General features: G+C 68.9%; 18 protein-coding genes and 1 tRNA gene. 11 read left to right on the top strand and 8 right to left on the bottom strand.

The features are described from left to right. Positions 1-102: 102 nt before the first annotated feature. Positions 103-1788 (bottom strand): lytic transglycosylase domain-containing protein, encoded by a 1686-nt coding sequence (locus tag OG230_RS08805; RefSeq protein WP_328909581.1) that lies wholly within the window; start codon positions 1786-1788, stop codon positions 103-105. Positions 1789-1984: 196 nt separating this feature from the next. On the opposite strand from OG230_RS08805, the gene OG230_RS08810 reads away from it, so the two are divergent. After that, a complete protein-coding gene (locus OG230_RS08810; protein WP_328909582.1) occupies positions 1985-2842 on the top strand; it encodes a DUF4184 family protein in 858 nt (285 codons plus the stop codon). Here the strand turns inward: OG230_RS08810 and OG230_RS08815 are convergent. Continuing rightward, on the bottom strand, positions 2811-3731 hold the full coding sequence (locus OG230_RS08815; RefSeq protein ID WP_328909583.1) for a serine hydrolase: 921 nt from the start codon (positions 3729-3731) through the stop codon (positions 2811-2813). The two genes, OG230_RS08810 and OG230_RS08815, sit on opposite strands and share 32 nt — an antisense overlap. A 100-nt stretch (positions 3732-3831) precedes the next feature. Continuing rightward, complete coding sequence (gene polA / locus OG230_RS08820; protein WP_328909584.1) at positions 3832-6543, bottom strand: DNA polymerase I; 2712 nt, start codon at positions 6541-6543, stop codon at positions 3832-3834. Positions 6544-6704: 161 nt separating this feature from the next. Between polA and OG230_RS08825 the strand changes: the two genes are divergently transcribed. From OG230_RS08825 to OG230_RS08855, 7 genes are all read left to right on the top strand, one after another. Further along, entirely contained in the window at positions 6705-8978 is a 2274-nt protein-coding gene (locus OG230_RS08825; RefSeq protein ID WP_328909585.1) for an FdhF/YdeP family oxidoreductase, read from the top strand. Between the two features lie 99 nt (positions 8979-9077). Then, on the top strand, positions 9078-9548 hold the full coding sequence (locus tag OG230_RS08830) for a PaaI family thioesterase (RefSeq protein ID WP_328909586.1): 471 nt from the start codon (positions 9078-9080) through the stop codon (positions 9546-9548). Between the two features lie 610 nt (positions 9549-10158). After that, the gene (locus OG230_RS08835; protein WP_328911348.1) at positions 10159-11367 is read left to right on the top strand and encodes a branched-chain amino acid ABC transporter substrate-binding protein; all 1209 of its coding nucleotides are present in this window, start codon (positions 10159-10161) and stop codon (positions 11365-11367) included. A gap of 104 nt (positions 11368-11471) precedes the next feature. Beyond that, entirely contained in the window at positions 11472-12401 is a 930-nt protein-coding gene (locus OG230_RS08840; protein WP_328909587.1) for a branched-chain amino acid ABC transporter permease, read from the top strand. 5 nt (positions 12402-12406) lie between these two features. Further along, positions 12407-14188, top strand: a complete 1782-nt coding sequence (locus tag OG230_RS08845) for a branched-chain amino acid ABC transporter permease (RefSeq protein WP_328909588.1) — start codon at positions 12407-12409, stop codon at positions 14186-14188. Between the two features lie 5 nt (positions 14189-14193). Next, positions 14194-15111 carry an ABC transporter ATP-binding protein gene (locus OG230_RS08850; protein ID WP_328909589.1) on the top strand — a complete coding sequence of 306 codons (918 nt, stop codon included), beginning with the start codon at positions 14194-14196 and terminating at the stop codon, positions 15109-15111. Further along, the gene (locus OG230_RS08855; protein ID WP_328909590.1) at positions 15108-15824 is read left to right on the top strand and encodes an ABC transporter ATP-binding protein; all 717 of its coding nucleotides are present in this window, start codon (positions 15108-15110) and stop codon (positions 15822-15824) included. The genes OG230_RS08850 and OG230_RS08855 overlap by 4 nt, the downstream gene beginning before the upstream one ends. 81 nt (positions 15825-15905) lie before the next feature. Here the strand turns inward: OG230_RS08855 and OG230_RS08860 are convergent, their stop codons facing one another. Continuing rightward, positions 15906-16562, bottom strand: a complete 657-nt coding sequence (locus tag OG230_RS08860) for an ANTAR domain-containing response regulator (RefSeq protein ID WP_328909591.1) — start codon at positions 16560-16562, stop codon at positions 15906-15908. Between the two features lie 95 nt (positions 16563-16657). Here OG230_RS08860 and OG230_RS08865 point away from each other — a divergent pair. Continuing rightward, positions 16658-16744, top strand: a tRNA-Leu gene (locus tag OG230_RS08865). Positions 16745-16826: 82 nt separating this feature from the next. Continuing rightward, on the top strand, positions 16827-17612 hold the full coding sequence (locus OG230_RS08870) for a helix-turn-helix domain-containing protein (RefSeq protein ID WP_328909592.1): 786 nt from the start codon (positions 16827-16829) through the stop codon (positions 17610-17612). Positions 17613-17618: 6 nt separating this feature from the next. On the opposite strand, the gene pyk is transcribed toward OG230_RS08870, so the two are convergent. Both pyk and OG230_RS08880 read right to left on the bottom strand, forming a co-directional pair. Beyond that, the gene (gene pyk / locus OG230_RS08875; RefSeq protein WP_328909593.1) at positions 17619-19052 is read right to left on the bottom strand and encodes a pyruvate kinase; all 1434 of its coding nucleotides are present in this window, start codon (positions 19050-19052) and stop codon (positions 17619-17621) included. A gap of 120 nt (positions 19053-19172) precedes the next feature. Beyond that, positions 19173-19880 (bottom strand): SIMPL domain-containing protein, encoded by a 708-nt coding sequence (locus tag OG230_RS08880; protein ID WP_328909594.1) that lies wholly within the window; start codon positions 19878-19880, stop codon positions 19173-19175. A gap of 125 nt (positions 19881-20005) precedes the next feature. On the opposite strand from OG230_RS08880, the gene OG230_RS08885 reads away from it, so the two are divergent. Next, the gene (locus OG230_RS08885) at positions 20006-21811 is read left to right on the top strand and encodes a bifunctional metallophosphatase/5'-nucleotidase (RefSeq protein ID WP_328911349.1); all 1806 of its coding nucleotides are present in this window, start codon (positions 20006-20008) and stop codon (positions 21809-21811) included. Positions 21812-21889: 78 nt separating this feature from the next. Here OG230_RS08885 and OG230_RS08890 read toward each other — a convergent pair whose 3' ends face one another. Both OG230_RS08890 and OG230_RS08895 read right to left on the bottom strand, forming a co-directional pair. Next, positions 21890-23320: a lysine N(6)-hydroxylase/L-ornithine N(5)-oxygenase family protein gene (locus tag OG230_RS08890; protein WP_328909595.1), complete on the bottom strand. Its 1431-nt coding sequence runs from the start codon at positions 23318-23320 to the stop codon at positions 21890-21892. Further along, entirely contained in the window at positions 23317-24714 is a 1398-nt protein-coding gene (locus tag OG230_RS08895; RefSeq protein WP_328909596.1) for a pyridoxal phosphate-dependent decarboxylase family protein, read from the bottom strand. The genes OG230_RS08890 and OG230_RS08895 overlap by 4 nt, the downstream gene beginning before the upstream one ends. Positions 24715-24814: the final 100 nt, after the last annotated feature.

A 24814-nucleotide genomic window follows, 5' to 3' on the forward strand; every position in this document is an offset into this window, starting at 1 on the left:
GACGGGCACCGTAGCAACAGAGGCGCGAGATGAGAACACGCAGAACCGCCCCTCTGCCCGTGGGGGCGAAGGGGCGGCTCGGGGGATCCGGGGGCCTGCCGGTCAGGACACCGTGAGCACGATGTCGAGGGTGCCGCCGCCCTGGGTGGTGAGACGCAGCGTGTACGTGCCCGGGGCGTCGTCGGCGAAGAACTCCGGCAGCGTCAGGAGACCGTCGGCGCCGGTCCTGAGTCCCGAGAGGGTGCGCACGGCGGTGCCGTCGGCGGCCTTGAAGTAGGGGCCCTTGTCGTTCTCGGCCGGCTGCTCGGCGTCGGTGATCATCGTGGCGGTGACGGCGACGCCCGCGGCTGCGGCGCCCTTGAAGGTCGCCTTGACCTGGACGTCGTCGAACCGGGCACCTGCGGCGGCCGTCACGGCCGCCTCCCCGGTCCGGGCGATGGCGTCCGCCTGACGGGCGGTGACGGTCGCACCGTAGGTGAGCGTGCGCGGGTTCGTCGTGGTGCCGGCGACCGCCGTCACCTTGAACTCGCCGGTCTTCTCGCCCGCACGCAGCACCGGGGAGGAGACCGTGCCGTCGGCCGCGGTACGGAGGGTGACGGCGGTCAGCCCTCCGGAGAAGCGGGTGTCGGTGTCACCGGTGATGGTGAAGGTCACGGACGCCTTGGCGAGCGGGGCGCCGAGGGTGTTCCTCGCCCGCACCGCGATGCGCTCGGAGAACGCCTCGCCGGCCGTCGCGGCCAGCGGGCCCGTTCCGGCGTTCTCCAGGCTGCCGAGCCTCTCGGACGGCGTGGGCGAGGGGCTGGGCGGGGTCGTAGGCGGTGTGGTGGGCGGCGGGGTCGGCTTCGGGGTGCCCGTGCCGGGAGTGGACGGACCCGGGCTCGGGCTCTTGCCGCCGCCGGGGGTACCGGACGCGGGCGGGGTGGGCGACGGCGAGGGGCTCGCCGAGCCGCCGGTGCCGCCTCCGCCGCGCGGACCGGTCGGCAGGACTCCGGTGCCGTCGGGGACCTCGTGGGTGCCGCGCTTGTAGTACTCGAACCAGGAGCGCACCGTCCGCAGGTACTCCCGCGAGTGGTTGTAGCTCAGCACCGCCCGGTCGAGGTCGGCCCCGACCGCCAGGTTGCGGGTGCCGGCGCAGAGATAGCGTCCGGCCGCGAGCGCCGCGTCGTAGACGTTGTTCGGGTCCTCGCGGCCGTCGCCGTTGCCGTCCTGGCCCCAGGTGGCCCACGTGGAGGGGATGAACTGCATCGGGCCGACCGCGCGGTCGTGGGTGGCGTCGCCGTCGAACGCTCCGCCGTCGGTGTCCTTGATCAGGGCGAAGCCCTGGCCGTTGAGGGCCGGTCCGAGGATCGGCGAGTAGGTGGTGCCGTTCGCGTCGACACGGCCGCCGCGGGCCTGCCCGGACTCGACCTTGCCGATCGCGGCGAGGAGCTGCCACGGCAGGCGGCAGGCGGCGTCGCTCCCGGCGACGGTCTGCTCGGCCTTCTTGTACGCGGCCAGGACGGAGGCGGGTATGCCGGATTCCGTGCTGCCGGTGACCGGCAGATTCACGGACGTACCGGGCTTGTTGGGCGTCGTCAGCGGCGGCAGGTCCGTGTAGTACGGCGAGTTGCCGGTGGCGGCACTGTCGCCGGACGGCGAGGCACCGGCCGCCTGCTGGTCGCCGCCTCCCGCGTTGTCGGCCAGTGGTGCACCGGGGCCCTGCGAGGCGGTGAGAGCTGCCACGGCAGCCGCGGCCACCGCAGTGGTGGTGGCCCCCCTGCGCAGTCGGCGGCCGAATTGCGCTGCCATACGTTCTGGTCCCTCCCCGTCGACGGCTGCTCGCGCTCCCCAGCGCGAGGACTCAGGCGACCCTACGGCAACTCCTGCCGCCCGAACACCGGGCGTTGACCGGTTCTTACTGTTTTTTCACGTTCCCGACAGCAAGTTGTACGGCATGCCCCGGGCGGGGTACAGGGGCCCCGAAAGCTCGCCCATACTTGCCGCCATGCCGTTCACGCTCAGTCATGCCGCCGCCGTACTGCCGGGAATCCGGAGGACGGGCACCGCACGCGGCCCCCTCGTCGCCTCGGCTCTCGTCGCCGGCTCGTTCGCTCCCGATATGACCTACTTCGCGGACACCGTGATTCCCGGGGCGATGGAATTCGGCCAAGTGACGCACGCCGTATGGGGCGTGTTCACCGTCGACGTACTGATCGCGGCCGTACTGGTGGCCCTGTGGCTCCTCCTGCGCGAGCCGCTCGTGGCTCTGCTGCCCACGCCCTGGCAGGGACCGGTCCACACGTTCCTCCGGGGACAGCGTCGGGAGCCCGGTCCGCTCCGGCCCCTGGAGGTCCTCCGGTTCGCCCTGTCCGCGGCCCTCGGGGCGGCCACCCACGTCGTGTGGGACGCGTTCACCCATCACGACCGGTGGGGCACGGACCTCGTCCCGGCGCTCAACGACACCGTGGGCGGCTTCCCCGCCTACCAGTTCGTGCAGTACGGCAGCTCGGCCCTGGCGCTGACGGTGCTCGTGTGGTTCACGGCCTCGGGGCTGCGGCGGGCGGGGGCGGTCCCGCCCCCGCGGTCCGTGCCCGTGCTCAGCCGGCGGGAGCGGTGGTGCGCGGGCGCCCTGCTGACGGTCTGCGTGCTCCTCGGCATCGTCCACCGCTGCGCTCGCTGGTACGCCTACTTCGGCCACATCTCCACGCCCCTCGACATCATCCCGACCGCGTGCTTCGGCGCCGGGGCCGGGCTGGCGGTGGGACTCGTGCTGTACGGGGCGTGGATGCGGCCACGGAGCGGCGGGCCCACCGGGAGGACCAGCACCGGCGTTACGGAACACTCCCGTCCGGGATCTCGCTGATCTCGCTGTCCGGGGTGAAGCCGCGTACGGCGGCCTTGCTCTCGCCGAGGCTCCGGTGGACGGCCGTCGCGATCCGCTCCAGGGTCCGTACGCCGTACTTCTGTGTGTCGTTGTCGTGGCTCATCAAGGCCATCCGGTAGTCGCGCCCGGCGCCGGTGAACGTACCGATGCTGTGCACCCGCCAGCCGTTCCGCGCCCGGGGCAGCCAGCCGTTCTTGAGATGGGTCCGCACGTCGTCCGGGGCGCCCGCCGACACACCCCAGTCCTGCTCCGCGACGACCTCGCCCATCAGCTTCATCGCATAGGGGCGGCGGGAGACCGCGTCCAGCACCTTGAGCTGGTCGCGGGCGCTCGTACGCGTCAGGCCCCAGTAGCCGTTGTCCCCGAGGACGGTGTCGTCCGTACCGGCCCGGCTCAGCACCGCGTTCAGCCGCTGCCGGCCCAGGCTGCGCCAGAGCGACGAGGCGGCGTCGTTGTCGGAACGGGTGATCATCGCGCGGGCGAGGCGTCCCTCCGAGGCGGTCAGGCCGCGGTCCTCGCTCTGGTTGGCCCGGTGGAGCAGGCCCTCCAGGATGACGACCTTGGCGATGCTCGCGGCGTCGTACTGCCGGGAGGCGGACAGCCGGCAGGTCAGCCCCCGGCCGGGGGCGCTGACGGCGACGGAGACGGTGCCCGTACGTCCTTCGAGGGCCTCGCTCACGTCCGTGGCGATACGGGTGGCGAGTGCGGGGTCGCTCGACGAACTGCACTCGGCCGTCGCCGCCCGGACGGCCGTGGAGGCCGGGCGGGCCCACGCTTCGGCGGGACCGGATCCGGCGAGGAGCGCCGCGAGCACGGCCCATCCACAGACGCGCGGGGCCAGGCGCACACGTTCCGACATGAGGAGCATGCGGACCAGTGTCAGCAGGTCAGGGGCGTGCGGCGGCACGTGCTGGGCCATCCGGCCCAGCACGTGCCGCCGCGGTCGCGGCCCGGTGCCCGGGTGTCCGTCAGTGCGCGGCGGACTCCCAGTCCGTGCCCACTCCGACCGAGACGTCCAGCGGTGCGCGCAGCTCCACCGCGGTCGACATCTCGTGGCGCAGGATCCGCTCGACCTGCTCCCGCTCGCCCTTCGCGATCTCCAGGACGATTTCGTCGTGGACCTGGAGGAGCATCCGCGACGTCAGCTTCGCCTCGGTCAGCGCCCGGTCCACGTGCAGCATCGCGACCTTGACGATGTCGGCGGCTGTCCCCTGGATGGGAGCGTTGAGCGCCATCCGCTCGGCCGTCTCCCGACGCTGGCGGTTGTCGCTGTTCAGGTCGGGGAGATAGCGGCGGCGGCCGAAGACCGTCTCCGTGTATCCGGTGGCCCTGGCCTCCTCGACGACGCGGTGCAGATAGTCGCGGACTCCGCCGAAGCGCTCGAAGTAGGTGTCCATCAGACCGCGCGCCTCGCCGGCCTCGATGTTCAGCTGCTGGGAGAGGCCGAACGCGGAGAGCCCGTAGGCCAGTCCGTACGACATGGCCTTGATCTTGCGGCGCATCTCGGGGTCGACGGACGACTTGTCGACGCCGAAGACCTGCGAGGCGACCGTGGTGTGCAGGTCCTCCCCGGAGGTGAACGCCTCGATCAGGCCCGCGTCCTCCGAGAGGTGGGCCATCACGCGCAGTTCGATCTGGCTGTAGTCGGCCGTCATCAGCGACTCGAAGCCCTCACCGACGACGAAGCCACGGCGGATCGCCCGGCCCTCGTCCGTACGGACCGGGATGTTCTGGAGGTTCGGGTCGGTGGAGGAGAGCCTGCCGGTCGCCGCGACCGTCTGGTTGAACGTGGTGTGGATACGGCCGTCCGCCGCGATCGTCTTGACCAGGCCCTCGACCGTGACCCTCAGCTTCGCCTGCTCGCGGTGGCGCAGCATGATGACCGGCAGTTCGTGCTCGGTCTGGGCCGCGAGCCAGGCCAGCGCGTCGGCGTCCGTGGTGTAACCGGTCTTCGTCTTCTTCGTCTTGGGCAGGCCCAGCTCACCGAAGAGGACTTCCTGGAGCTGCTTGGGCGATCCGAGGTTGAACTCGCGGCCCACCGCGGCGTGCGCCTCCTTCACCGCCTGCTGCACCGCGCCGGCGAACTGCTGCTCCATGCCTTCCAGATGGGCGCGGTCGGCGGCGATGCCGTGCCGCTCCAGCCGGGCCAGGAGGATCGAGGTGGGCAGCTCCATGTCGTGCAGGAGCTCGGCGGCGCCGACCTCCTTGAGCCGCGTCGTGAACGCGTCACCGAGGTCCAGGATCGCGCGGGCCTGCGCCATCAGGGCGTCGGCCTCGGCCTGGTCGTCCGCGCCGAAGGCCAGCTGCCCGTCGCCCGCGGCGGCCGGCGCGAGCTCACGGCCCAGGTACTCCACGGCCAGCGCGTCCAGCGCGAAGGAGCGGCGGCCCGGCTTGACCAGGTAGGCGGCGAGCGCGGTGTCCATCGCGACACCCTCGACGTGCCAGCCCTGCTCCGGGAAGACCCGCATGGCGCTCTTCGCGTTGTGCATGACCTTCGGCCGCGCCGGGTCGGCGATCCAGGCGGCGAACGCCTGCTCGTCGGCCTCGTCCAGCTGCGCGGGATCGATCCAGGCAGCGGCCCCGTCGGCGGCGGCGAGCGCGATCTCCGTGACGGTGCCCGTGCCCAGGGCCCAGGTGTCGACCGTGGCGACACCGAGCGGCTGTCCGCCGTGGGCCGCGAGCCAGGGCGCCACGGCTCCCGCGCCCAGCACCACGCCGTCCAGCTCGATGCCCGCGGCGGGCGCCGGGCTCTCGTCCTCGACCGCGCCGGGGTCGACGGCCAGCAGCCGCTCCCGCAGGCTCGGGTTACGGATCTCCAGGACGTCGAGCACGCCGGTGACCGCCGTGCGGTCGTACGGAGTGCGCTCCAGGTCCTGCGGGGTCTTCGGCAGCGCCACGTCGCGGACCATCTCGGTCAGCCGGCGGTTCAGCTTCACCGCGTCCAGGTGGTCGCGGAAATTCTGGCCCGCCTTGCCCTTGACCTCCTCGGCACGCTCGACCAGCTCGTCGAAGGAACCGAACTGGTTGATCCACTTCGCGGCCGTCTTCTCGCCCACGCCCGGGATGCCCGGAAGATTGTCCGAGGGGTCACCGCGCAGCGCCGCGAAGTCCGGGTACTGCTGAGGCGTGAGCCCGTACTTCTCCTCGACCTTGGCCGGGGTGAAGCGCGTCAGCTCGGAGACGCCCTTCGTCGGGTAGAGCACGGTGACGTTGTCCGTGATCAGCTGGAACGAGTCCCGGTCGCCGGTGACGATCAGCACCTCGAAGCCCGCCGCCTCGGCCTGGGTGGCCAGCGTCGCGATGACGTCGTCGGCCTCGAAGCCGTCGATCGCGAACCGGTCGGCACGCATCGCGTCGAGGAGCTCGCCGATCAGCTCGACCTGCCCCTTGAACTCGTCGGGGGTCTTGGAGCGGTTCGCCTTGTACTCCGGGAACTCCTGCGAGCGCCAGGTCTTGCGGGACACGTCGAACGCCACCGCGAAGTGCGTGGGCGCCTCGTCGCGCAGCGTGTTCGCCAGCATCGACGCGAAGCCGTACACGGCGTTCGTCGGCTGCCCCGTCCCTGTCGTGAAATTCTCCGCGGGCAGCGCAAAGAACGCCCGGTACGCCAGGGAGTGCCCGTCCATCAGGAGCAGGCGCGGTCGGTTGTCTGCCGTCTTCTTCGATGCCGTCTCAGCCACGCCCCCGATCCTGCCACGGCCCACTGACAATCCGGACCGCACACGGCCCCGCACCGCGCCAGGCGCGCGGTCGGTGGCGCGTGGCAGGATCGTGCGCAGGAACATCTACAGGCAAAACCGTGCGGGCTCGGCAGAACCGCGCAGGCTCAAAGGGGAGCACCATGGCCACCAGGCCCCCGACCGGTGACCCGGTCCAGGACGCGCCGCAGGTCGAAGCGGTCCAGCACTCCGCGGCCGGGCTGCCCGCCGTGGCGCACACACTGCGCGTCGCCCAGCAGCAGATGGGGATCCGGCGCACCGCGCAGACCCTCCTCAAGGTCAACCAGAAGGACGGCTTCGACTGCCCCGGCTGCGCCTGGCCCGAGGGCGACAAGCGGCACACCGCCGAGTTCTGCGAGAACGGGGCGAAGGCCGTCGCCGAGGAGGCGACGCTGCGCCGGGTCACACCCGAGTTCTTCGCCGCGCACCCGGTCGCCGACCTCGCCAGCCGCAGCGGCTACTGGCTCGGCCAGCAGGGCCGGATCACCCGGCCGATGTACCTGCCCGAAGGAGCCGAGCGGTACGAGGCGGTCTCCTGGGAGAATGCCTTCGAGATCATCGCCGGGGAACTGCAGGCGCTCGACTCCCCCGACGAGGCGCTCTTCTACACCTCGGGCCGCACCAGCAACGAGGCCGCGTTCCTGCTCCAGCTCTTCGCCCGGGAGTTCGGCACGAACAACCTCCCGGACTGCTCGAACATGTGCCACGAGTCGTCCGGCTCCGCGCTCACGGAGACGATCGGGATCGGTAAGGGCAGCGTCTCCCTGGAAGACCTCCACCAGGCCGACCTGATCATCGTGGCCGGACAGAACCCCGGGACGAACCATCCCCGGATGCTCTCCGCCCTGGAACAGGCCAAGGCCGCCGGCGCGAAGATCATTTCGGTGAATCCGCTGCCCGAGGCCGGACTCGAACGCTTCAAGAACCCCCAGACCCCGCTGGGCATGATCAGGGGCGCCTCGCTCACCGACCTGTTCCTCCAGATCCGGATAGGCGGCGACCAGGCCCTCTTCCGGCTCCTCAACAAGATGATCCTGGAGACCGAGGGCGCCGTCGACGAGGCGTTCGTACGCGAACACACCCACGGGTACGAGGACTTCGCGCGGGCCGCCCGCACCGCCGACTGGGACGGCACCCTGACCGCCACCGGGCTCGACCGCGCCGCGATCGAGGAGGCCCTGGCCATGGTCCTCGCCTCGAAGCGCACCATCGTCTGCTGGGCCATGGGCCTGACCCAGCACAAGCACTCGGTCCCGACGATCCGCGAAGTGGTCAACTTCCTTCTGCTGCGCGGCAACATCGGCAGGCCGGGCGCCGGCGTGTGCCCCGTCCGGGGCCACTCCAACGTCCAGGGCGACCGCACGATGGGCATCTTCGAGCGGCCCTCCGCCGCCTTCCTCGACGCCCTCGACAAGGAATTCGGCATCACCTCGCCGCGCCACCACGGCTACGACGTCGTGCGCTCCATCGAGGCCCTGCGCGACGGGGACGCCAAGGTCTTCTTCGCCATGGGCGGCAACTTCGTCGCCGCGACACCCGACACGACGGTCACCGAGGCCGCCATGCGCCGCGCCCGGCTCACCGTCCACGTGTCGACCAAGCTCAACCGCTCGCACGCGGTCACCGGCACCCGCGCCCTGATCCTGCCCACCCTGGGACGCACCGACAAGGACACCCAGGCGAGCGGCAAACAGTTCGTGACGGTCGAGGACTCCATGGGCATGGTCCACGCGTCCCGCGGCAACCTCACCCCCGCCGGCCCCCACCTGCTCTCCGAACCGGCGATCGTAGCCCGGCTGGCCCGCGCCGTCCTCGGCCCCGGATCCACCACGAACTGGGAGGAGTTCGAGAAGGACTACGGCACGATCCGGGACCGCATATCCCGAGTCGTCCCCGGCTTCGAGGACTTCAACGCCCGCGTCGCCGTACCCGGCGGCTTCACCCTCCCGCACGCCCCACGCGACGAGCGCCGCTTCCCCACCGCCACCGGCAGGGCCAACTTCACCGCGGCCCCCGTCGAGTACCCCGAACTGCCGGACGGCAGGCTGCTGTTGCAGACCCTCCGCTCGCACGACCAGTACAACACCACGATCTACGGCCTCGACGACCGCTACCGCGGCATCAAGGGCGGCCGTCGCATCGTCATGGTCAACCCCGAGGACGCCGAGGCCCTGGGCCTCACCGACGGCGGATACACCGACCTCGTCAGCGAGTGGCGGGACGGCGTCGAGCGGCGCGCCCCGGGCTTCCGCGTCGTGCACTACCCGACCGCGCGCGGCTGCGCCGCCGCCTACTACCCCGAGACCAACGTCCTCGTCCCGCTCGACGCCACCGCGGACACCAGCAACACACCGGCCAGCAAGTCGGTCGTCGTGCGCTTCGAGAACATGCGGTGACGGCTCTCACCACGGCCACCCACTAAGCGTTCGCTCAGCCGTCTGATAAGAACAGTGCACACAGCAATGAATCAGCGCAGACGATCGGAGCCGGACCCCATGGGCGAGCACACCGCACCCAAGTTCCCCCAGGAGATCATCGACGAGTACGCCGCACTCGGCGTGGACCTCCCCGCACTCTTCTCCGCCGGACACCTCGGCGAGCGCATGGGCGTCACGATCGTCGAAGCCTCCGCGGAGCGCGTCGTGGGCACGATGCCCGTCGAGGGCAACACCCAGCCCTACGGACTGCTCCACGGCGGCGCCTCCGCCGTCCTCGCCGAGACCCTCGGCTCCATCGGCACCATGCTGCACGGCGGCGCCACCAAGATCGCCGTCGGCGTCGACCTGAACTGCACCCACCACCGGGGCGTGCGCAGCGGACTCGTGACCGGCGTCGCCACCCCCGTACACCGCGGCCGCTCCACCGCCACGTACGAGATCGTCATCACCGACGAACAGGACAAGCGGGTCTGTACCGCCCGTCTCACCTGCCTGCTCCGTGACACCCCCAAGCCCGCCGCCGGCTAGCAACCGGCACCCCCGAACGCCCCCTGCCCGGCCCGGAACGCACTGCGCATTCCGGCCGGGCAGACCCATATCCCCACCCCGACAGGGCCGTTGACCAGCGAAATTCGTCAACTCCCTTGACCGCGTGGCCTGTTCCATGAGGCACTCGTCAGCCACACGCGCGATAGCGGTCGGATACATCTTCCCCGATGTAACACTGCGTAACACGCGCGCAATGAGCGAGCGGGGCCGCACGGGCGCCCCGGACCACCGGGGCCGATGCCGCACGCCCTCCGGCGACCCCCGTGCGCGACAGCACCAAGATCGGTTCAAGCGCCTTAGCAGAGCTGCGCGTTCTCAGCATGCGGTCACTTCACCGCCACGCGATAAAGCCGCACATGTCCACACAGTCACCTCAAGCCTTCCTCAAGGGCATAACAAGACAGTCACATCCTGCCGCTGCCCATCCCGGACCCCCGGCCCTGCCCTTAGAGTCACGGCCAGTCACCGCGCCGCCGGGCGCGTCTGCTGCACGGCACCTGTACCAACCCAGTACGGCCCGGCGACCGACACGGCACCTCAAGCAGAGGAGGCCGCGCCAGGGAAAGGACTTTTCGTGCGACACCGTTCTTTGCTCATCCTCACCGCAGTGCTCACCACAGGAGCACTCACCCTCACCGCCTGCGGATCGCGCGACGACGACAAGAAGAGCAGCGGCGGGGGCGACACCCAGACCGTCGTCATCGGCGTCGACGCTCCCCTGACCGGCGACCTCTCCGCCCTGGGCCTCGGCATCAAGAACTCCGCCGACCTCGCCGCCAAGACGGCGAACACGGAGAAGACGGTCCCGGGCATCAAGTTCGAGATCAAGGCCCTCGACGACCAGGCCCAGCCCTCCGTCGGCCAGCAGAACGCCGCCACGTTCATCAACGACAAGACCGTCCTCGGTGTTGTCGGCCCGCTGAACTCCGGCGTCTCGCAGTCGATGCAGAAGCCGCTCAACGACGCCAACCTGACCCAGATCTCCCCGGCCAACACCGGCACGGAGCTGACCCAGGGCAACAACTGGAAGACCGGCGACAAGCAGCGCCCGTTCAAGACGTACTTCCGTACCGCCACCACGGACGCGATCCAGGGCGCCTTCGCGGCGAACTACCTCTACAACACCGCGAAGATCAAGGACGTCTACCTCATCGACGACCAGAAGCCCTACGGCGCCGGTCTCGCTGCCTCCTTCAAGACGACGTTCACCGAGCTCGGCGGCAAGATCGTCGGCTCGGACCACGTCAACCCCGACGACCGTGACTTCAACTCCGTCGTCACCAAGGTCAAGGGCTCCAAGGCCAAGGCCGTCTACTACGGCGGCGAGTACCCCGCCGGCGCGCCCCTGAGCCAGCAGCTCAAGGACAGCATCGAGATCCCGCTCATGGGCGGCGACGGCATGTACAGCGCCGACTTCATCAAGCTGAACAAGAAGGCCCAGGGCGACATCGCCACCTCGGTCGGCAAGCCCGTCGAGGAGCTCGACTCCGCCAAGAAGTTCATCGCGGACTACAAGACGGCCGGCTACAAGGACGCCTACGAGGCGTACGGCGGCGGCACCTACGACGCCACCTGGGCGATCATCGAGGCCGTCAAGGCCGTCGTCGCAGCGAACGACGGCAAGCTCCCCGACGACTCCCGCGCCAAGGTCCTCGACGCGGTCGGCAAGGTCCAGTTCGAAGGCGTCACCGGCCCCGTCTCCTTCGACGAGTTCGGCGACACCACCAACACGATGATGACCGCCTACCAGGTCGACGGCGGCAAGTGGGTCTCCAAGTTCAGCGAGGCAGTCAAGTAGGTCCCGCAAGGACTCCACGTCACACATAGCAACCAGACCGCGCGGGAGCGCTACGAGCGCTCCCGCGCGGTGCCATATCCGAACCACTCCACGGAGGCCCTGCGGTGAACGAACTGCCGCAACAGCTGGCCAATGGACTCATCCTCGGCGCGATGTACGGTCTCATCGCGATCGGTTACACGATGGTCTACGGAATCATCCAGCTCATCAACTTCGCACACGGTGAGATCTTCATGATCGGAGGCTTCGGTGCCCTCACGGTCTACCTCGGCCTTCCGTCGGGACTCTCCCTCATAGCTGCGATACCCCTCATGATCGCCGGTGGCGTCATAGCCGCCGTCGCGATCAGCATGGCCGCTGAACGCTTCGCCTACCGGCCCCTGCGCACAGCGCCACGCCTAGCCCCCCTCATCACGGCCATCGGTCTCTCGCTCGCTCTCCAGCAGGCAGTGTGGATGTGGTACCCGGACGCCACGAAGGACCGTTCCTTCCCTCAGTTCGAGGGAGAAGCGTTCAAGATCTTCGGCGCGAACATCCAGCGCGGTGACCTCTTCGTCCTCATCGCAGCACCCGTCTGCATGATCGCGCTCGGTCTCTTCGTCTCGAAGACCCGCTCCGGCCGCGGCATGCAGGCCACCTCGCAGGACCCCGACACCGCCAAGCTCATGGGCATCAACACCGACCGCATCATCGTCATGGCCTTCGCCATCGGTGCCGCGTTCGCCGCCGTCGCCGCCGTCGCCTACGGGCTCAAGAACGGCCAGATCGGCTTCCGCATGGGCTTCATCATGGGCCTCAAGGCGTTCACCGCAGCCGTACTCGGCGGAATCGGCAACATCTACGGCGCCATGCTCGGCGGCGTCGTCCTCGGAGTCGCCGAATCCCTCGCCACCGGCTACATGAGCGAGGTCCCCGGCATGGAGCTCTTCGGCGGTGGTGCCTGGAAGGACGTCTGGGCCTTCGCCCTCCTCATCCTCGTCCTGCTCATCAGGCCCCAGGGCCTGCTGGGCGAACGCGTAGCGGACAGGGCGTGATACCGATGACCACCCAGAACGCCCCGGCCCTCCTCCCCCTGCCGACCGCAGCCGCCCGCATCGCCACCACCGCGGGCGCCGCCATCGCACTCGTCGGCACCTTCCTCGCCTGGACCTGGACCGACGAGTTCCCCGGCGACCTCACCGTCACCGGCTACCCCGGCGGCCTCCAGGTCCTCGCCCTCATCGGCGCCGCACTCACCGTGCTCTTCGCACTCTCCGGCTACGGCATCAAGGGACTGCGCTGGCTCACACCAGGCGGCACCAACAGCCCCGTCCGGCTCCTCGCCCTCGGCACCTTCGGCGTCGTCGGCTACTCCATCGGCGCCATCACCGTGAAGCTCGGCGGCGTGGTCAACCTCGAACCCGGAGCCTGGGTCAGCGGCATCGGCGCACTCGTCGCCGTCGTCGCCGCACTCGGACTCCCGAGCGACCTCCCCGTCGACAAGGACAGCACGCCCAACGCCTGGAACAGGTTCCGCGACAGCCTCCGCGCACCCGCGCCGACCCGCGCCAAGGAACTCCCCGCCTGGGCCGAGATCCTGATCATCGCCGTCGCCTTCGGTATCGGGCTGCACGTCTTCACCTACGGCATCGACACCGAATACGCCGAACTCTTCATCGGCTTCATGATCACCGTCGCCTTCGGCTTCACCGCGGTCAGCCGCGCCGGGCTCATCGCCCGCATCACCGCGCTGACCACCAAGCACCGCAACGTCACCCTCGCCGCCGCACTCGTCGCGGCGTTCTGCTTCCCCTTCACCCAGCAGAACGAGCAGTACGCCCTCATCGGCGCGAACATCCTCATCTTCGCGACCGTGGCGCTCGGCCTGAACGTCGTCGTCGGCCTCGCCGGCCTCCTCGACCTCGGATACGTCGCCTTCCTCGGCGTCGGCGCCTACGCCGCCGCCCTGGTCTCCGGCTCCCCGATGTCACCCATCGGCGTCCAGTTCCCCTTCTGGGCCGCCGTCCTCACCGGCGCCGCAGCCTCACTCGTCTTCGGCGTCGTCATCGGCGCCCCGACACTCCGACTGCGCGGCGACTACCTCGCCATCGTCACCCTCGGGTTCGGAGAAATCTTCCGACTCACCGTCAACGCCCTCAACGGCGTCAGCGGACCCGACGTCACCAACGGCTCCCAGGGCATCCCCAGCATCCCCGACCTGGAGATCCTCGGCTTCAACTTCGGGATCAGCCACGACATCGGCGGCTTCACCCTCGGCAGGTCCGCCAACTACTACCTGCTGATGCTCGTCTTCACCGCCGTCGTCGTCATGGTGTTCCGCCGCTCCAACGAATCCCGCATCGGCCGCGCCTGGGTCGCCATCCGCGAAGACGAAACCGCAGCCACCGCCATGGGCATCAACGCCTTCCGGCTCAAGCTGCTCGCCTTCGCCCTCGGCGCCACCCTCGCCGGACTCGCCGGAACCGTACAGGCGCACGTCTCCTACACGGTCACCCCGGAGCAGTACCAGTTCGCCGGATCCGTACCGCCCAACTCCGCGTTCCTCCTCGCCGCCGTCATCCTCGGCGGCATGGGAACCCTGAGCGGGCCCCTCGTCGGCGCCGCACTGCTCTACCTCATCCCGGCGAAACTGCAGTTCATGCAGGACTACCAGCTGCTCCTCTTCGGACTGGCGCTCATCCTCCTGATGCGCTTCCGCCCCGAGGGCCTGGTCGCCGACCGCAGGAAGCAGCTCGAATTCCACGAGAACGACCCCATCGAGCTACCCGAACCACGGCAGTCCGAAGAATCCGGCGCCGGCATCGCCAAGGCGGGGGCGTGACCGACATGACCAAGACAGCCACGGCCACCACCGGGACCGGCGTCCCCGTGCTCGACGTCAGCGGCGTCACCATGCGCTTCGGCGGACTCACCGCCGTACGCAACGTCGACCTCACGGTCAACGCAGGCGAGATCGTCGGCCTCATCGGCCCCAACGGCGCCGGCAAGACCACCTTCTTCAACTGCCTCACCGGCCTCTACGTCCCCACCGAGGGCAAGGTCAGCTACAAGGGCACCGTCCTGCCGCCCAAGCCCCACCTCGTCACCCAGGCAGGCATCGCCCGCACCTTCCAGAACATCAGGCTCTTCGCCAACATGAGCGTCCTGGAAAACGTCCTCGTCGGACGCCACACCAGGACCAAGGAAGGCCTCTGGTCCGCACTGCTGCGCCTCCCCGGCTACAAGAAAGCCGAGAACGCCAGCCGCGAACGCGCCATGGAACTCCTGGAGTTCATCGGCCTCCAGGACAAGGCCGACCACCTCGCACGCAACCTCCCCTACGGAGACCAGCGCAAGCTGGAAATCGCGCGCGCACTCGCCAGCGACCCCGGACTCCTCCTCCTGGACGAGCCCACCGCAGGCATGAACCCCCAGGAAACCCGCGTCACCGAAGAACTCATCTTCGCGATCCGGGACCAGGGCATCGCCGTACTCGTCATCGAGCACGACATGCGCTTCATCTTCAACCTGTGCGACCGCGTCACCGTCCTCGTCCAGGGTGAAAAGCTCGTCGAGGGCACCGCCGACGTCGTCCAGGGAGACGAGCGCGTCGTCGCCGCCTACCTCGGCACCCCCTTCGAAGGCGCCCCCGGCGCCGAAGAAGTCGCCGAAGTCGAAGCAGCAGAAGCGGAAGCCGCAGAAGCCGCCTCCACAGCACCGGCCAAGACCGACACCACCCCCACCGAGGAGGAGGACACCCGATGACCGCACTGCTCGAGGTCGAGGACCTCCGCGTCGCCTACGGCAAGATCGAAGCCGTCAAGGGGATCTCCTTCAGCGTCGACGCCGGCCAGGTGGTCACCCTCATCGGCACCAACGGCGCCGGCAAGACCACCACCCTGCGCACCCTCTCCGGGCTGCTCAAGCCGATCGGCGGGCGCATCCTCTTCGAGGGCAAGCCGCTCACCAACATCCCGGCACACAAGATCGTCGCACTGGGCCTCGCCCACTCCCCCGAGGGCCGCCACATCTTCCCCCGGCTGACGATCACCGAAAACCTCCTCCTCGGCGCCTACCTCCGTAACGACAAGGCAGGCATCGAGAAGGACATCCAGCGCGCCTACGACCTCTTCCCCATCCTCGGGGAACGCCGGAAGCAGGCCGCCGGAACCCTCTCGGGCGGCGAGCAGCAGATGCTCGCCATGGGACGCGCCCTCATGTCCCAGCCCAAGCTGCTCATGCTCGACGAGCCCTCCATGGGCCTCTCACCGATCATGATGCAGAAGATCATGGAGACCATCGTCGAGCTCAAGGCGTCGGGCACCACGATCCTGCTCGTCGAGCAGAACGCCCAGGCCGCCCTCTCCCTCGCGGACCAGGGCCACGTCATGGAGGTCGGCAAGATCGTCCTCTCCGGCACCGGCGCGGACCTCCTGCACGACGAGTCGGTCCGCAAGGCGTACCTCGGCGAGGACTGACACCTCCCGTACTCCCGTACGCGAAGGAGGCCCGCACCCCGATCGATCCGGGGTGCGGGCCTCCTTCGTTGCGCGTGCCGGTTACTCGGCCGCCTTCTTCTTCTCCTCGGCGTCCTCGATCAGCGCCTCGGCGAGCTGCTGCATGGACAGCCGGCGGTCCATCGACGTCTTCTGGATCCACCGGAAGGCGGCGGGCTCGGAGAGGCCGTAGTCCGTCTGCAGGATGCTCTTCGCGCGGTCCACCAGCTTCCGGGTCTCCAGCCGCTGGGAGAGGTCCGCGACCTCGCCCTCCAGGGCCTTCAGCTCCGCGAACCGGGACACCGCCATCTCGATGGCCGGCACCACGTCGCTCTTGCTGAACGGCTTCACGAGGTACGCCATGGCTCCGGCGTCCCGGGCCCGCTCGACGAGATCGCGCTGCGAGAACGCGGTGAGCATGAGGACGGGCGCGATGGACTCCTCGGCGATCTTCTCGGCGGCGGAGATCCCGTCGAGGACGGGCATCTTCACATCGAGGATCACGAGGTCGGGCTTGTGCTCCCGGGCCAGCTCGACGGCCTGCTGCCCGTCGCCGGCCTCGCCGACGACCGAGTAGCCCTCCTCCTCCAGCATCTCTTTGAGGTCGAGGCGGATGAGCGCCTCGTCCTCGGCGATGACGACACGGGTCGTCAGCGGCGGGACGTGCGACTTGTCGTCGTCGACGGCGTCTACGGGCTGGGGCGACTCGGGGGTGGTCACGGGGCTCCTTGTTCCAGGGCAGGTACTGCTGCAAAGCAGCCTACCTACCTGCTGCGCGCTTCTGTCACCAGGTACACTTCTGACCGGACTAGCAAGCCGGGTTGGCGCAATTGGCTGACGCGGAGGTCTCAAACACCTCTGTCCGAAAGGACATGTGGGTTCGAATCCCATACCCGGCACCAGCACAAAAAGCGGATGTTCACGTTCTCGTGAACATCCGCTTTTCGTTGCACAAGGCGACTTTGCGTAACTCATGGTGTTCATATGAACTTCTATGGAACTGAGCTTCGGCAGAAGGCCGTCGCGCTGCTCCGCAGCGGCGCCAAGAACGCCGACGTGGCACGAAAGCTGAACGTCCCCGCAGGCACCATCGGCTATTGGAAGCCCATGGACCGTGCCAAGCGGGGCGAGTGTCCGGGAGCCCACCGTTCCCCGTGCCCCCGCTGCGACGGGCAGTTGGATCCGGCCGCGTACGCCTATCTGCTCGGCCTCTATCTCGGCGACGGTCACATCGTCCAGAACAGATCCATGAGAACACCCAGTCTGTCCGTCACCTGTGCGGATTCGTGGCCCGGCCTGATGGACCTGTGCGAGGAAGCCATGCGCACCGTCTTCCCGGCGAACTCGGTGTGCCGAGTCCGGCGGAAGGGCTGCCATGAGGTCAAGATGTACTCGAAGCACTTGTGGTGCCTGTTTCCCCAGCATGGCCCCGGCAGAAAGCACGGCCGCCCGATCGTCCTCGCATCCTGGCAGCAGCAGCTCGTCGACGCCCACCCCTGGGAATTCGTCCGGGGTCTCATCCATTCCGACGGCTGCCGGAACATGAACTGGACGACTCGCATCGTCCGAGGCGAGCAGAAGCGATACAAGTATCCGCGGTACTGGTTCACCAACGTCTCGGACGATATCCGCCAGCTCTACACCGACACCCTCGACAAGCTCGGTATCGAGTGGAAGCACTGCACCCGCGCGGGCAAGAAGTACAACATCTCCGTCGCCCGACGGGCATCCGTAGCGCTCATGGATGCTCACGTCGGGCCAAAGTACTGAGCCGCCCTACTTCGGGCTGTCGTCCTCGCCGATGTGGTGGACGCGGACCAGGTTCGTGGAGCCGGCGACTCCGGGCGGGGAGCCCGCCGTGATCACCACCACATCGCCCTTCTTGCAGCGGCCGATCCTCAGCAGCTCCTCGTCGACCTGGGCCACCATCGCGTCCGTCGACTCCACGTGCGGGCCGAGGAAGGTCTCGACGCCCCAGGTGAGGTTGAGCTGGGAGCGGGTGGCCGGGTCCGGGGTGAAGGCCAGGAGCGGGATCGGGGAGCGGTAGCGCGAGAGGCGTTTGACCGTGTCGCCGCTCTGGGTGAAGGCGACGAGGAATTTCGCGCCGAGGAAGTCGCCCATCTCGGCCGCGGCGCGGGCGACCGCGCCGCCCTGGGTGCGGGGTTTGTTGCGGTCGGTAAGGGGCGGGAGGCCCTTGGCGAGGATGTCTTCCTCGGCGGCTTCCACGATGCGGGACATCGTGCGGACGGTTTCGACGGGGTATTTGCCGACACTGGTCTCGCCGGAGAGCATCACGGCGTCCGTGCCGTCGATGACGGCGTTGGCGACGTCGGACGCTTCGGCGCGGGTGGGGCGGGAGTTGTCGATCATTGAGTCGAGCATCTGGGTGGCGACGATGACCGGCTTGGCGTTGCGCTTGGCGAGCTTGATGGCTCGCTTCTGGACGATCGGGACCTGTTCCAGGGGCATTTCGACGCCGAGGTCGCCGCGGGCGACCATGATGCCGTCGAAGGCGGCGACGATGCTGTCGATGTTCTCGACGGCCTGGGGCTTCTCGACCTTGGCGATGACGGGGAGGTGGCGGTCCTCCTCCTTCATGACGCGGTGGACGTCGTCGATGTCGTGTCCGCTGCGTACGAAGGAGAGGGCGATGATGTCGGCGCCGATGCGCAGGGCCCAGCGCAGGTCGTCGATGTCCTTCTCGGAGAGTGCGGGGACGGAGACGGCGACGCCGGGGAGGTTGAGTCCTTTGTGGTCGGAGACCATGCCGCCTTCTACGACGACGGTGCGGACGTTGGGGCCGTCGACCTCGGTGACTTCGAGGGTGACGCGGCCGTCGTCGACGAGGATGCGTTCTCCGGCGGTGACGTCGGCGGCGAGGCCGTCGTAGGTGGTGCCGCAGGTGTGGCGGTCGCCTTCCATGGGTTCGACGGTGATGGTGAAGGCGTCGCCGCGTTCAAGGAGTACGGGGCCTTCGCGGAAGCGTCCCAGGCGGATCTTCGGACCTTGAAGGTCGGCGAGGATGCCGACGCTGCGGCCGGTTTCTTCGGATGCTTTGCGGACGTGGCGGTACCGCGCTTCGTGGTCGGCGTAGGTGCCGTGGCTGAGGTTGAAGCGGGCGATGTCCATTCCGGCTTCGACCAATGCCTTGATCTGGTCGTATGTGTCGGTTGCTGGTCCCAGGGTACAAACGATTTTCGCTCGGCGCATGGTTCGAGCCTAAACCTTACCTACGGGTAGGTAATTGGCTCTGCATGACACCTCAACAACCAATGCGTGAAGGGTTATTGACAAGTGTTGAATTGTGCACGGGGGTGCTCCGATGAGCGTTTATCGGAGTGTGGGGGGATCGATCGTGAACGATGCCTCGACCTGTGCGTGCACGGTCTGGCGTACGGGTTCGAGGTCGACGGGTTCCGCGTCGGCGGCGAGTTCTGTTCCGGCGGAGCTGTAGGCGACGCTGCGGCTCGCGAATCCGGCTCGTCCGGGGCGGCCGGCGCTGGTGCCGGTGTCGGCGAGTTCGAGGAGGGCGCCGAGTTCGGTGTCGAGGGCTTCGGCGTATTCGCGGGCTCGCTGGACGGCTTCGCGTACGGCTTGGCGGCGGGCGGCGGCGTGGACGGGTGAGTCGGGGCGCAGGGCCCACCAGGGGCCTTCGACGCGGGTGAGTTCCTGGTCGGCGAGGCGGGTGGTGAGTTCGCCGAGTGCGGTGAAGTCGGTGAGTGCGACGTTGAGCTGGACGCTGCCGTGGTAGGCGCGGACGCGTTCGCCGCGGCCGTGGCGGGTGAGTTCGGGGCTGATGGAGAGGGTGCCCGTTTCGAGTGTGTCGATGGCTTCGCCGTAGCTCTTGATGAGTTCCAGGGCCTGGGTGTTGCGTCGGGTGAGGTCGTCGAGGGCGGTGCGTCGGTCGGTGCCGCGGGCGGAGACGGTGACGAGGATGCGGGCGATGTCGGGGTCGGCTTCGATGCGGGCTTCGCCGCGGACGGTGACGCGGGGGGTTCGGGGGGTTCCGTAGGGGCGCGGGGTGTCGTTTTCGGTCATGCGTTCACTGTGGCACGGGGGTCCGCGTGCGGTGGTCATCAGATCGAAACCTGTCTGGGGTGTTGCGGGAGGTGGTGGCTGGGCCAGAATCTACGCGCGTTGCTCGAATGAACGAGGAGTCAAGGATGCCGTTGAACCGTAGGACGTTTTTGGGCCGTTCGGCTGCTGCCGGTGCGGGTGTGGCGATAGCGGGCGGTGTCGCGGCGGGGCCGGCCGGGGCCGCCGGGCAGGCGGGTCGGCACCGTCCGGCGAAGCGGTACTCGTTCACCGTGATGGGCACGACCGATCTGCACGGCAATGTCTTCAACTGGGACTACTTCACGGACAAGGAGTTCGACGACAAGGCCCACAACGACGTGGGTCTGGCGAAGATCTCCACGCTGGTCGATCAGATCCGTGAGGAGCGGGGGCGTCGTAACACGCTGCTGATCGACGCGGGTGACACCATTCAGGGCACTCAGCTCTCGTACTACTACGCGAAGATCGATCCGATCACGGCGAAGCGTGGTCCGGTGCATCCGATGGCGCAGGCGATGAATGCGATCGGCTATGACGCGGCGGCGCTGGGCAATCATGAGTTCAACTATGGAATTCCCGTTCTGCGGAAGTTCGAGGAGCAGTGCGATTTCCCGCTGCTGGGTGCGAACGCGCTGGACGCGAAGACTCTGCGGCCGGCTTTTGCCCCGTATGTGATCAAGCGGCTCCGTACGCCGCACGGGCGTGATGTGCGGGTGGCGGTGCTGGGTCTGACGAATCCGGGTATCGCGATCTGGGACAAGGCCAATGTGGGCGGGAAGATGGTGTTCCCGGGTCTTGAGGAGCAGGCGGCCCACTGGGTGCCGAAGCTTCGGTCGATGGGCGCGGACGTGGTGATCGTGTCGGCGCATTCGGGTTCGAGCGGTACGTCGTCGTACGGGGACCAGCTGCCGTACGTCGAGAACGCGGCCGGTCTGGTGGCGGAGCAGGTTCCGGGCATCGACGCGATTCTGGTGGGGCACGCGCACTCGGAGATTCCCGAGTACTTCGTGACCAACAAGGAGACGGGGAAGCAGGTCGTGCTCTCGGAGCCGTTGAAGTGGGGGCAGCGGTTGACGCTGTTCGACTTCGATCTGGTGTGGGAGAAGGGGCGCTGGACGGTCGAGAAGGTCGGTGCCGAGGTGCTGAACTCGAACACGGTGGCGGAGGATCCGAAGATCGCCTCTCTGCTCGGTGACGAGCACACGAAGGTGGTGGCCTATGTGAACCAGGTCATCGGTACGTCGGTGGTGGCGATGTCGACGGTGGAGGCTCCGTGGAAGGACGAGCCGATCATCGATCTGATCAACCAGGTGCAGGCGGAGACGGTGAAGGCGGGGCTGGCGGGTGGCGCGTACGCGGCGCTGCCGGTGCTGTCGCAGGCGTCGTGCTTCTCGCGTACGGCGGGTGTGCCGGCCGGTGAGGTGACGATCAAGGATGCGGCGGGGTTGTATCCGTTCGAGAACACCCTTGAGGCTCGGTTGCTGACGGGCGCGCAGTTGAAGGAGTACCTGGAGTACTCGGCGAAGTACTACGTGCAGACGGCGGCGGGTGTTCCGGTGGACACGTCGAAGCTGACGAACGCCGACGGCACGCCGGACTACAACTACGACGCGGTGTCGGGGGTGGTGTACGACATCGATATCGCGAAGCCGGCGGGTTCGCGGATCGTGAATCTGACGTTCGAGGGTGCGGCGATCGATCCGGCGGCGGAGTTCGTGTTCGCGGTGAACAACTATCGGGCGAGTGGTGGCGGCAACTTCCCGCATGTGCCGGGTGCGAAGCAGCTGTGGGCCGATTCGGACGAGATCCGGAACACGATCATCAACTGGGTGAAGGCGAAGGGCTCGGTCGATCCGGCGCAGTTCGCCGCGGTGGGCTGGCGGCTGACGCGGGACGGTGTGCCGGTGTTCTAGGCGGTCGGCAGGTCAGGTGGCAGGTGGCAGCGGCCGTTCTCCGGGTTCCGGGGGACGGCCGCTGCTGTGGTGCGGTGGTCAGTTGCCCTGGACGAGCGGGATGAGGGCGGGGCCCTGGGCGGGGATTCTGGGGGTGTTGGTGGGGGTGAGGCCGAAGGTGGTGAAGGCGGTGCGGTCCGGGAGGGGGTAGGGGTCGGTGCCGGTGAGGTCGTTGAGGATGGTGGCGCTGCGCCAGGCGGCGAGGCCGAGGTCGGGGGCGCCGACTCCGTGGGTGTGGCGTTCGGCGTTCTGTACGTAGACGTGGCCGGTGACGGTGGGGTCGAGGACGAGGCGGAAGTGGTCGTCGATGCGGGGGCGTGCGGAGGCGTCGCGGCGCATGTAGGGGTCGAGGCCGGTGAGGAGGCCGTCGAGGGGGCGTTCGCGGTAGCCGGTGGCGAGGACGACGGCGTCGGTGGTGAGCCGGGAGCGGGTGCCCTGTTGGGTGTGTTCGAGGTGGAGTTCGACGCGGGTGGTGGCGACGCGGCCTGCGGTGCGTACGGAGACGCCGGGGGTGAGGGTGGCGTCGGGCCAGCCGCCGTGGAGGGTGTGGCGGTAGAGCTCGTCGTGGATGGCGGCGATGGTGTCGGCGTCGATGCCTTTGTGGAGTTGCCATTGGTGGGGGACGAGTTCGTCGCGTACGGATTCGGGGAGGGCGTGGAAGTAGCGGCTGTAGTCGGGGGTGAAGTGTTCCAGGCCGAGTTTGGAGTACTCCATGGGGGCGAAGGCGGCGGTGCGGGCGAGCCAGTGGATCTTTTCGGCTCCGGCGGGGCGGGCGCGGAGGAGGTCGAGGAAGATTTCGGCGCCGGACTGGCCGGAGCCGATGACGGTGATGTGTTCGGCTTTGAGGAGCTGTTCGCGGTGGTTGAGGTAGTCGGCGGAGTGGATGACGGGGACGGATTCGGCTTCGGCGAGGGGGCGCAGGGGTTCGGGGACGAAGGGTTCGGTGCCGACGCCGAGGGCGATGTGGCGGGTGTAGGCGCGGCCGAGTGCTTCGGCTTCGCCGTCGGTGTCGAGCTGGGTGAAGTCGACTTCGAACAGGGAGCGTTCGGTGTTCCAGCGGACGGCGTCGACCTGGTGGCCGAAGTGGAGGCCGGGGAGCTGGTCGCTGACCCAGCGGCAGTAGGCGTCGTATTCGGCGCGCTGGATGTGGAAGCGTTCGGCGAAGTAGAAGGGGAAGAGTCTGTCGCGGCTGCGCAGGTAGCTGAGGAAGGACCAGGGGCTGGCGGGGTCGGCGAGGGTGACGAGGTCGGCGAGGAAGGGGACTTGGAGGCTGGCGCCGTCGATGAGGAGGCCGGGGTGCCAGTGGAAGGCGGGGCGTTGTTCGTAGAAGGTGGCGGCGAGGGGTTGGGGGTGGCCGGGGGCGGCGGGTACGCCGTTGGCGAGGGCGGCGAGGGAGAGGTTGAAGGGGCCGATGCCGATGCCGACGAGGTCGTGTGGCTGGTCGGGTTCGGGGGCGGTCCGGTCGGTCATCGGGGTGTGCTGCCTTCCGCGAGGCCGTCTGTGACGGTGGTGACGAGGTCGATGAGGGTGTGGAGGTCGTCCGGGGTGGTGTGGGGGTTGAGGAGGGTGGCCTTGAGCCAGCGGCGGCCGTCGGCGTCGGTGCGGCCGAGTACGGCGTGGCCTCGGTTGAGGAGGGTGCGTCGGATGACGGCGACGGTGTGGTCGGGGGCTCCGGTGGGGCGGAAGAGGACGGTGCTGATGGTGGGGCGGTCGTAGAGGTCGAGGCCGGGGTGTGCGGTGATGAGGTCGGCGAGGTGGTCCGCGGCGGCGACGGTGCGGTCGACGAGGTCGGCGAGTCCGGTGCGGCCCAGTGCGCGGAGGGTGACGGCGATCTTGAGGGCGTCGGGTCTGCGGGTGGTGCGCAGGGAGCGGCCGAGGAGGTCGGGCAGGCCGGCTTCGGTGTCGTCCTCGGCGTTGAGGTAGGGGGCGCGGTGGTGGAGTGCGTCGAGGTCGTGGTGGTCGGGGACGGCGAGGAGGGAGGCTGAGGCGGGCTGCCAGCCGAGTTTGTGCAGGTCGAAGGTGACGCTGTGGGCGCGGTCGAGGCCCTGGATCTTGTGTCGGTGGGTGGGGCTGAAGAGGAGGGGGCCGCCGTAGGCGGCGTCGATGTGGAGTTCGGCGCCGTGGGCGGCGCAGAGGTCGGCGATGTCGTCGAGGGGGTCGATCTCTCCGGTGTCGGTGGTGCCGGCGGTGGCGGTGACGAGCAGGGGGCGGTGGAGTCGGGTGAGGGCTTCGTCGAGTGCTGCGGGGTCCATGACGCCTGTGGGGGCGGGGACGACGACGGGTTCGGGGAGTCCGAGGAGCCAGGCGGCGCGGGTGATGCTGTGGTGGGCGTTGGCTCCGCGGATGGTCTGTACGGGGCCGTGGCGTTCGCGGGCGAGGAGCAGGGCGAGTTGGTTGGCTTCGGTGCCGCCGGTGGTGATGACGGCGTCGGGTGCGGTGGCCTGCGGGTAGATCTCGGCGGCGAGTGCGGCGGTGAGGTCGGCTTCGAGGGCGGAGGCGGCGGGGGCCTGGTCCCAGGAGTCCATGGAGGGGTTGAGTGCGGAGGCGGCGAGGTCGGCGGCTGCGGCGAGCGCGAGCGGTGGGGTGTGGAGGTGGGCCGCGCAGTGCGGGTGTGCCGGGTCCGCGGCTCCTTCGGCGAGTGCGGTGACGAGGGTCCGCAGGGCCGGTTCGGCGCCGGTTCCCGTGTCGGGGATGAGGGGGTGGGCGGCGGTGCGGAGCCGGGACGTGGTGCTGTCGGGCCCGCCCGCGGGGAGTGGTCCGCCGCGCCGGGCCGCGCCTTGGTGCAGGGCGTCGAGCACCGTGTCGAGGAGGGGGCGCAGGGCGGCGGGGCCTGCGGTGCCTCCGGCGAGGGGTGGGGTGGGCATGGGTGGTGTGGCCCTTCGGGTGCGCGGGGGTGGACATGCCAGCTTGTCCAGGTTTCGGTCGGCGCGGCCGAAGAGCTCAACGATCTGAACTCTAAAGGGG

The sequence above is a fragment of the Streptomyces sp. NBC_00234 genome (assembly GCF_036195325.1).
In the GTDB taxonomy this organism is placed as follows: domain Bacteria; phylum Actinomycetota; class Actinomycetes; order Streptomycetales; family Streptomycetaceae; genus Streptomyces.

Coding starts and splice junctions, on each gene's coding strand:
- OG230_RS08805 (WP_328909581.1), bottom strand. CDS start 1,788: ATGGCAGCGCAATTCGGCCGCCGACTGCGCAGGGGGGCCACCACCACT.
- OG230_RS08890 (WP_328909595.1), bottom strand. CDS start 23,320: ATGACCGACCGGACCGCCCCCGAACCCGACCAGCCACACGACCTCGTC.
- OG230_RS08895 (WP_328909596.1), bottom strand. CDS start 24,714: ATGCCCACCCCACCCCTCGCCGGAGGCACCGCAGGCCCCGCCGCCCTG.
- OG230_RS08845 (WP_328909588.1), top strand. CDS start 12,407: ATGACCACCCAGAACGCCCCGGCCCTCCTCCCCCTGCCGACCGCAGCC.
- OG230_RS08830 (WP_328909586.1), top strand. CDS start 9,078: ATGGGCGAGCACACCGCACCCAAGTTCCCCCAGGAGATCATCGACGAG.
- OG230_RS08810 (WP_328909582.1), top strand. CDS start 1,985: ATGCCGTTCACGCTCAGTCATGCCGCCGCCGTACTGCCGGGAATCCGG.
- OG230_RS08880 (WP_328909594.1), bottom strand. CDS start 19,880: ATGACCGAAAACGACACCCCGCGCCCCTACGGAACCCCCCGAACCCCC.
- pyk (WP_328909593.1), bottom strand. CDS start 19,052: ATGCGCCGAGCGAAAATCGTTTGTACCCTGGGACCAGCAACCGACACA.
- OG230_RS08815 (WP_328909583.1), bottom strand. CDS start 3,731: ATGCTCCTCATGTCGGAACGTGTGCGCCTGGCCCCGCGCGTCTGTGGA.
- OG230_RS08870 (WP_328909592.1), top strand. CDS start 16,827: ATGAACTTCTATGGAACTGAGCTTCGGCAGAAGGCCGTCGCGCTGCTC.
- OG230_RS08825 (WP_328909585.1), top strand. CDS start 6,705: ATGGCCACCAGGCCCCCGACCGGTGACCCGGTCCAGGACGCGCCGCAG.
- OG230_RS08885 (WP_328911349.1), top strand. CDS start 20,006: ATGCCGTTGAACCGTAGGACGTTTTTGGGCCGTTCGGCTGCTGCCGGT.
- OG230_RS08850 (WP_328909589.1), top strand. CDS start 14,194: ATGACCAAGACAGCCACGGCCACCACCGGGACCGGCGTCCCCGTGCTC.
- OG230_RS08855 (WP_328909590.1), top strand. CDS start 15,108: ATGACCGCACTGCTCGAGGTCGAGGACCTCCGCGTCGCCTACGGCAAG.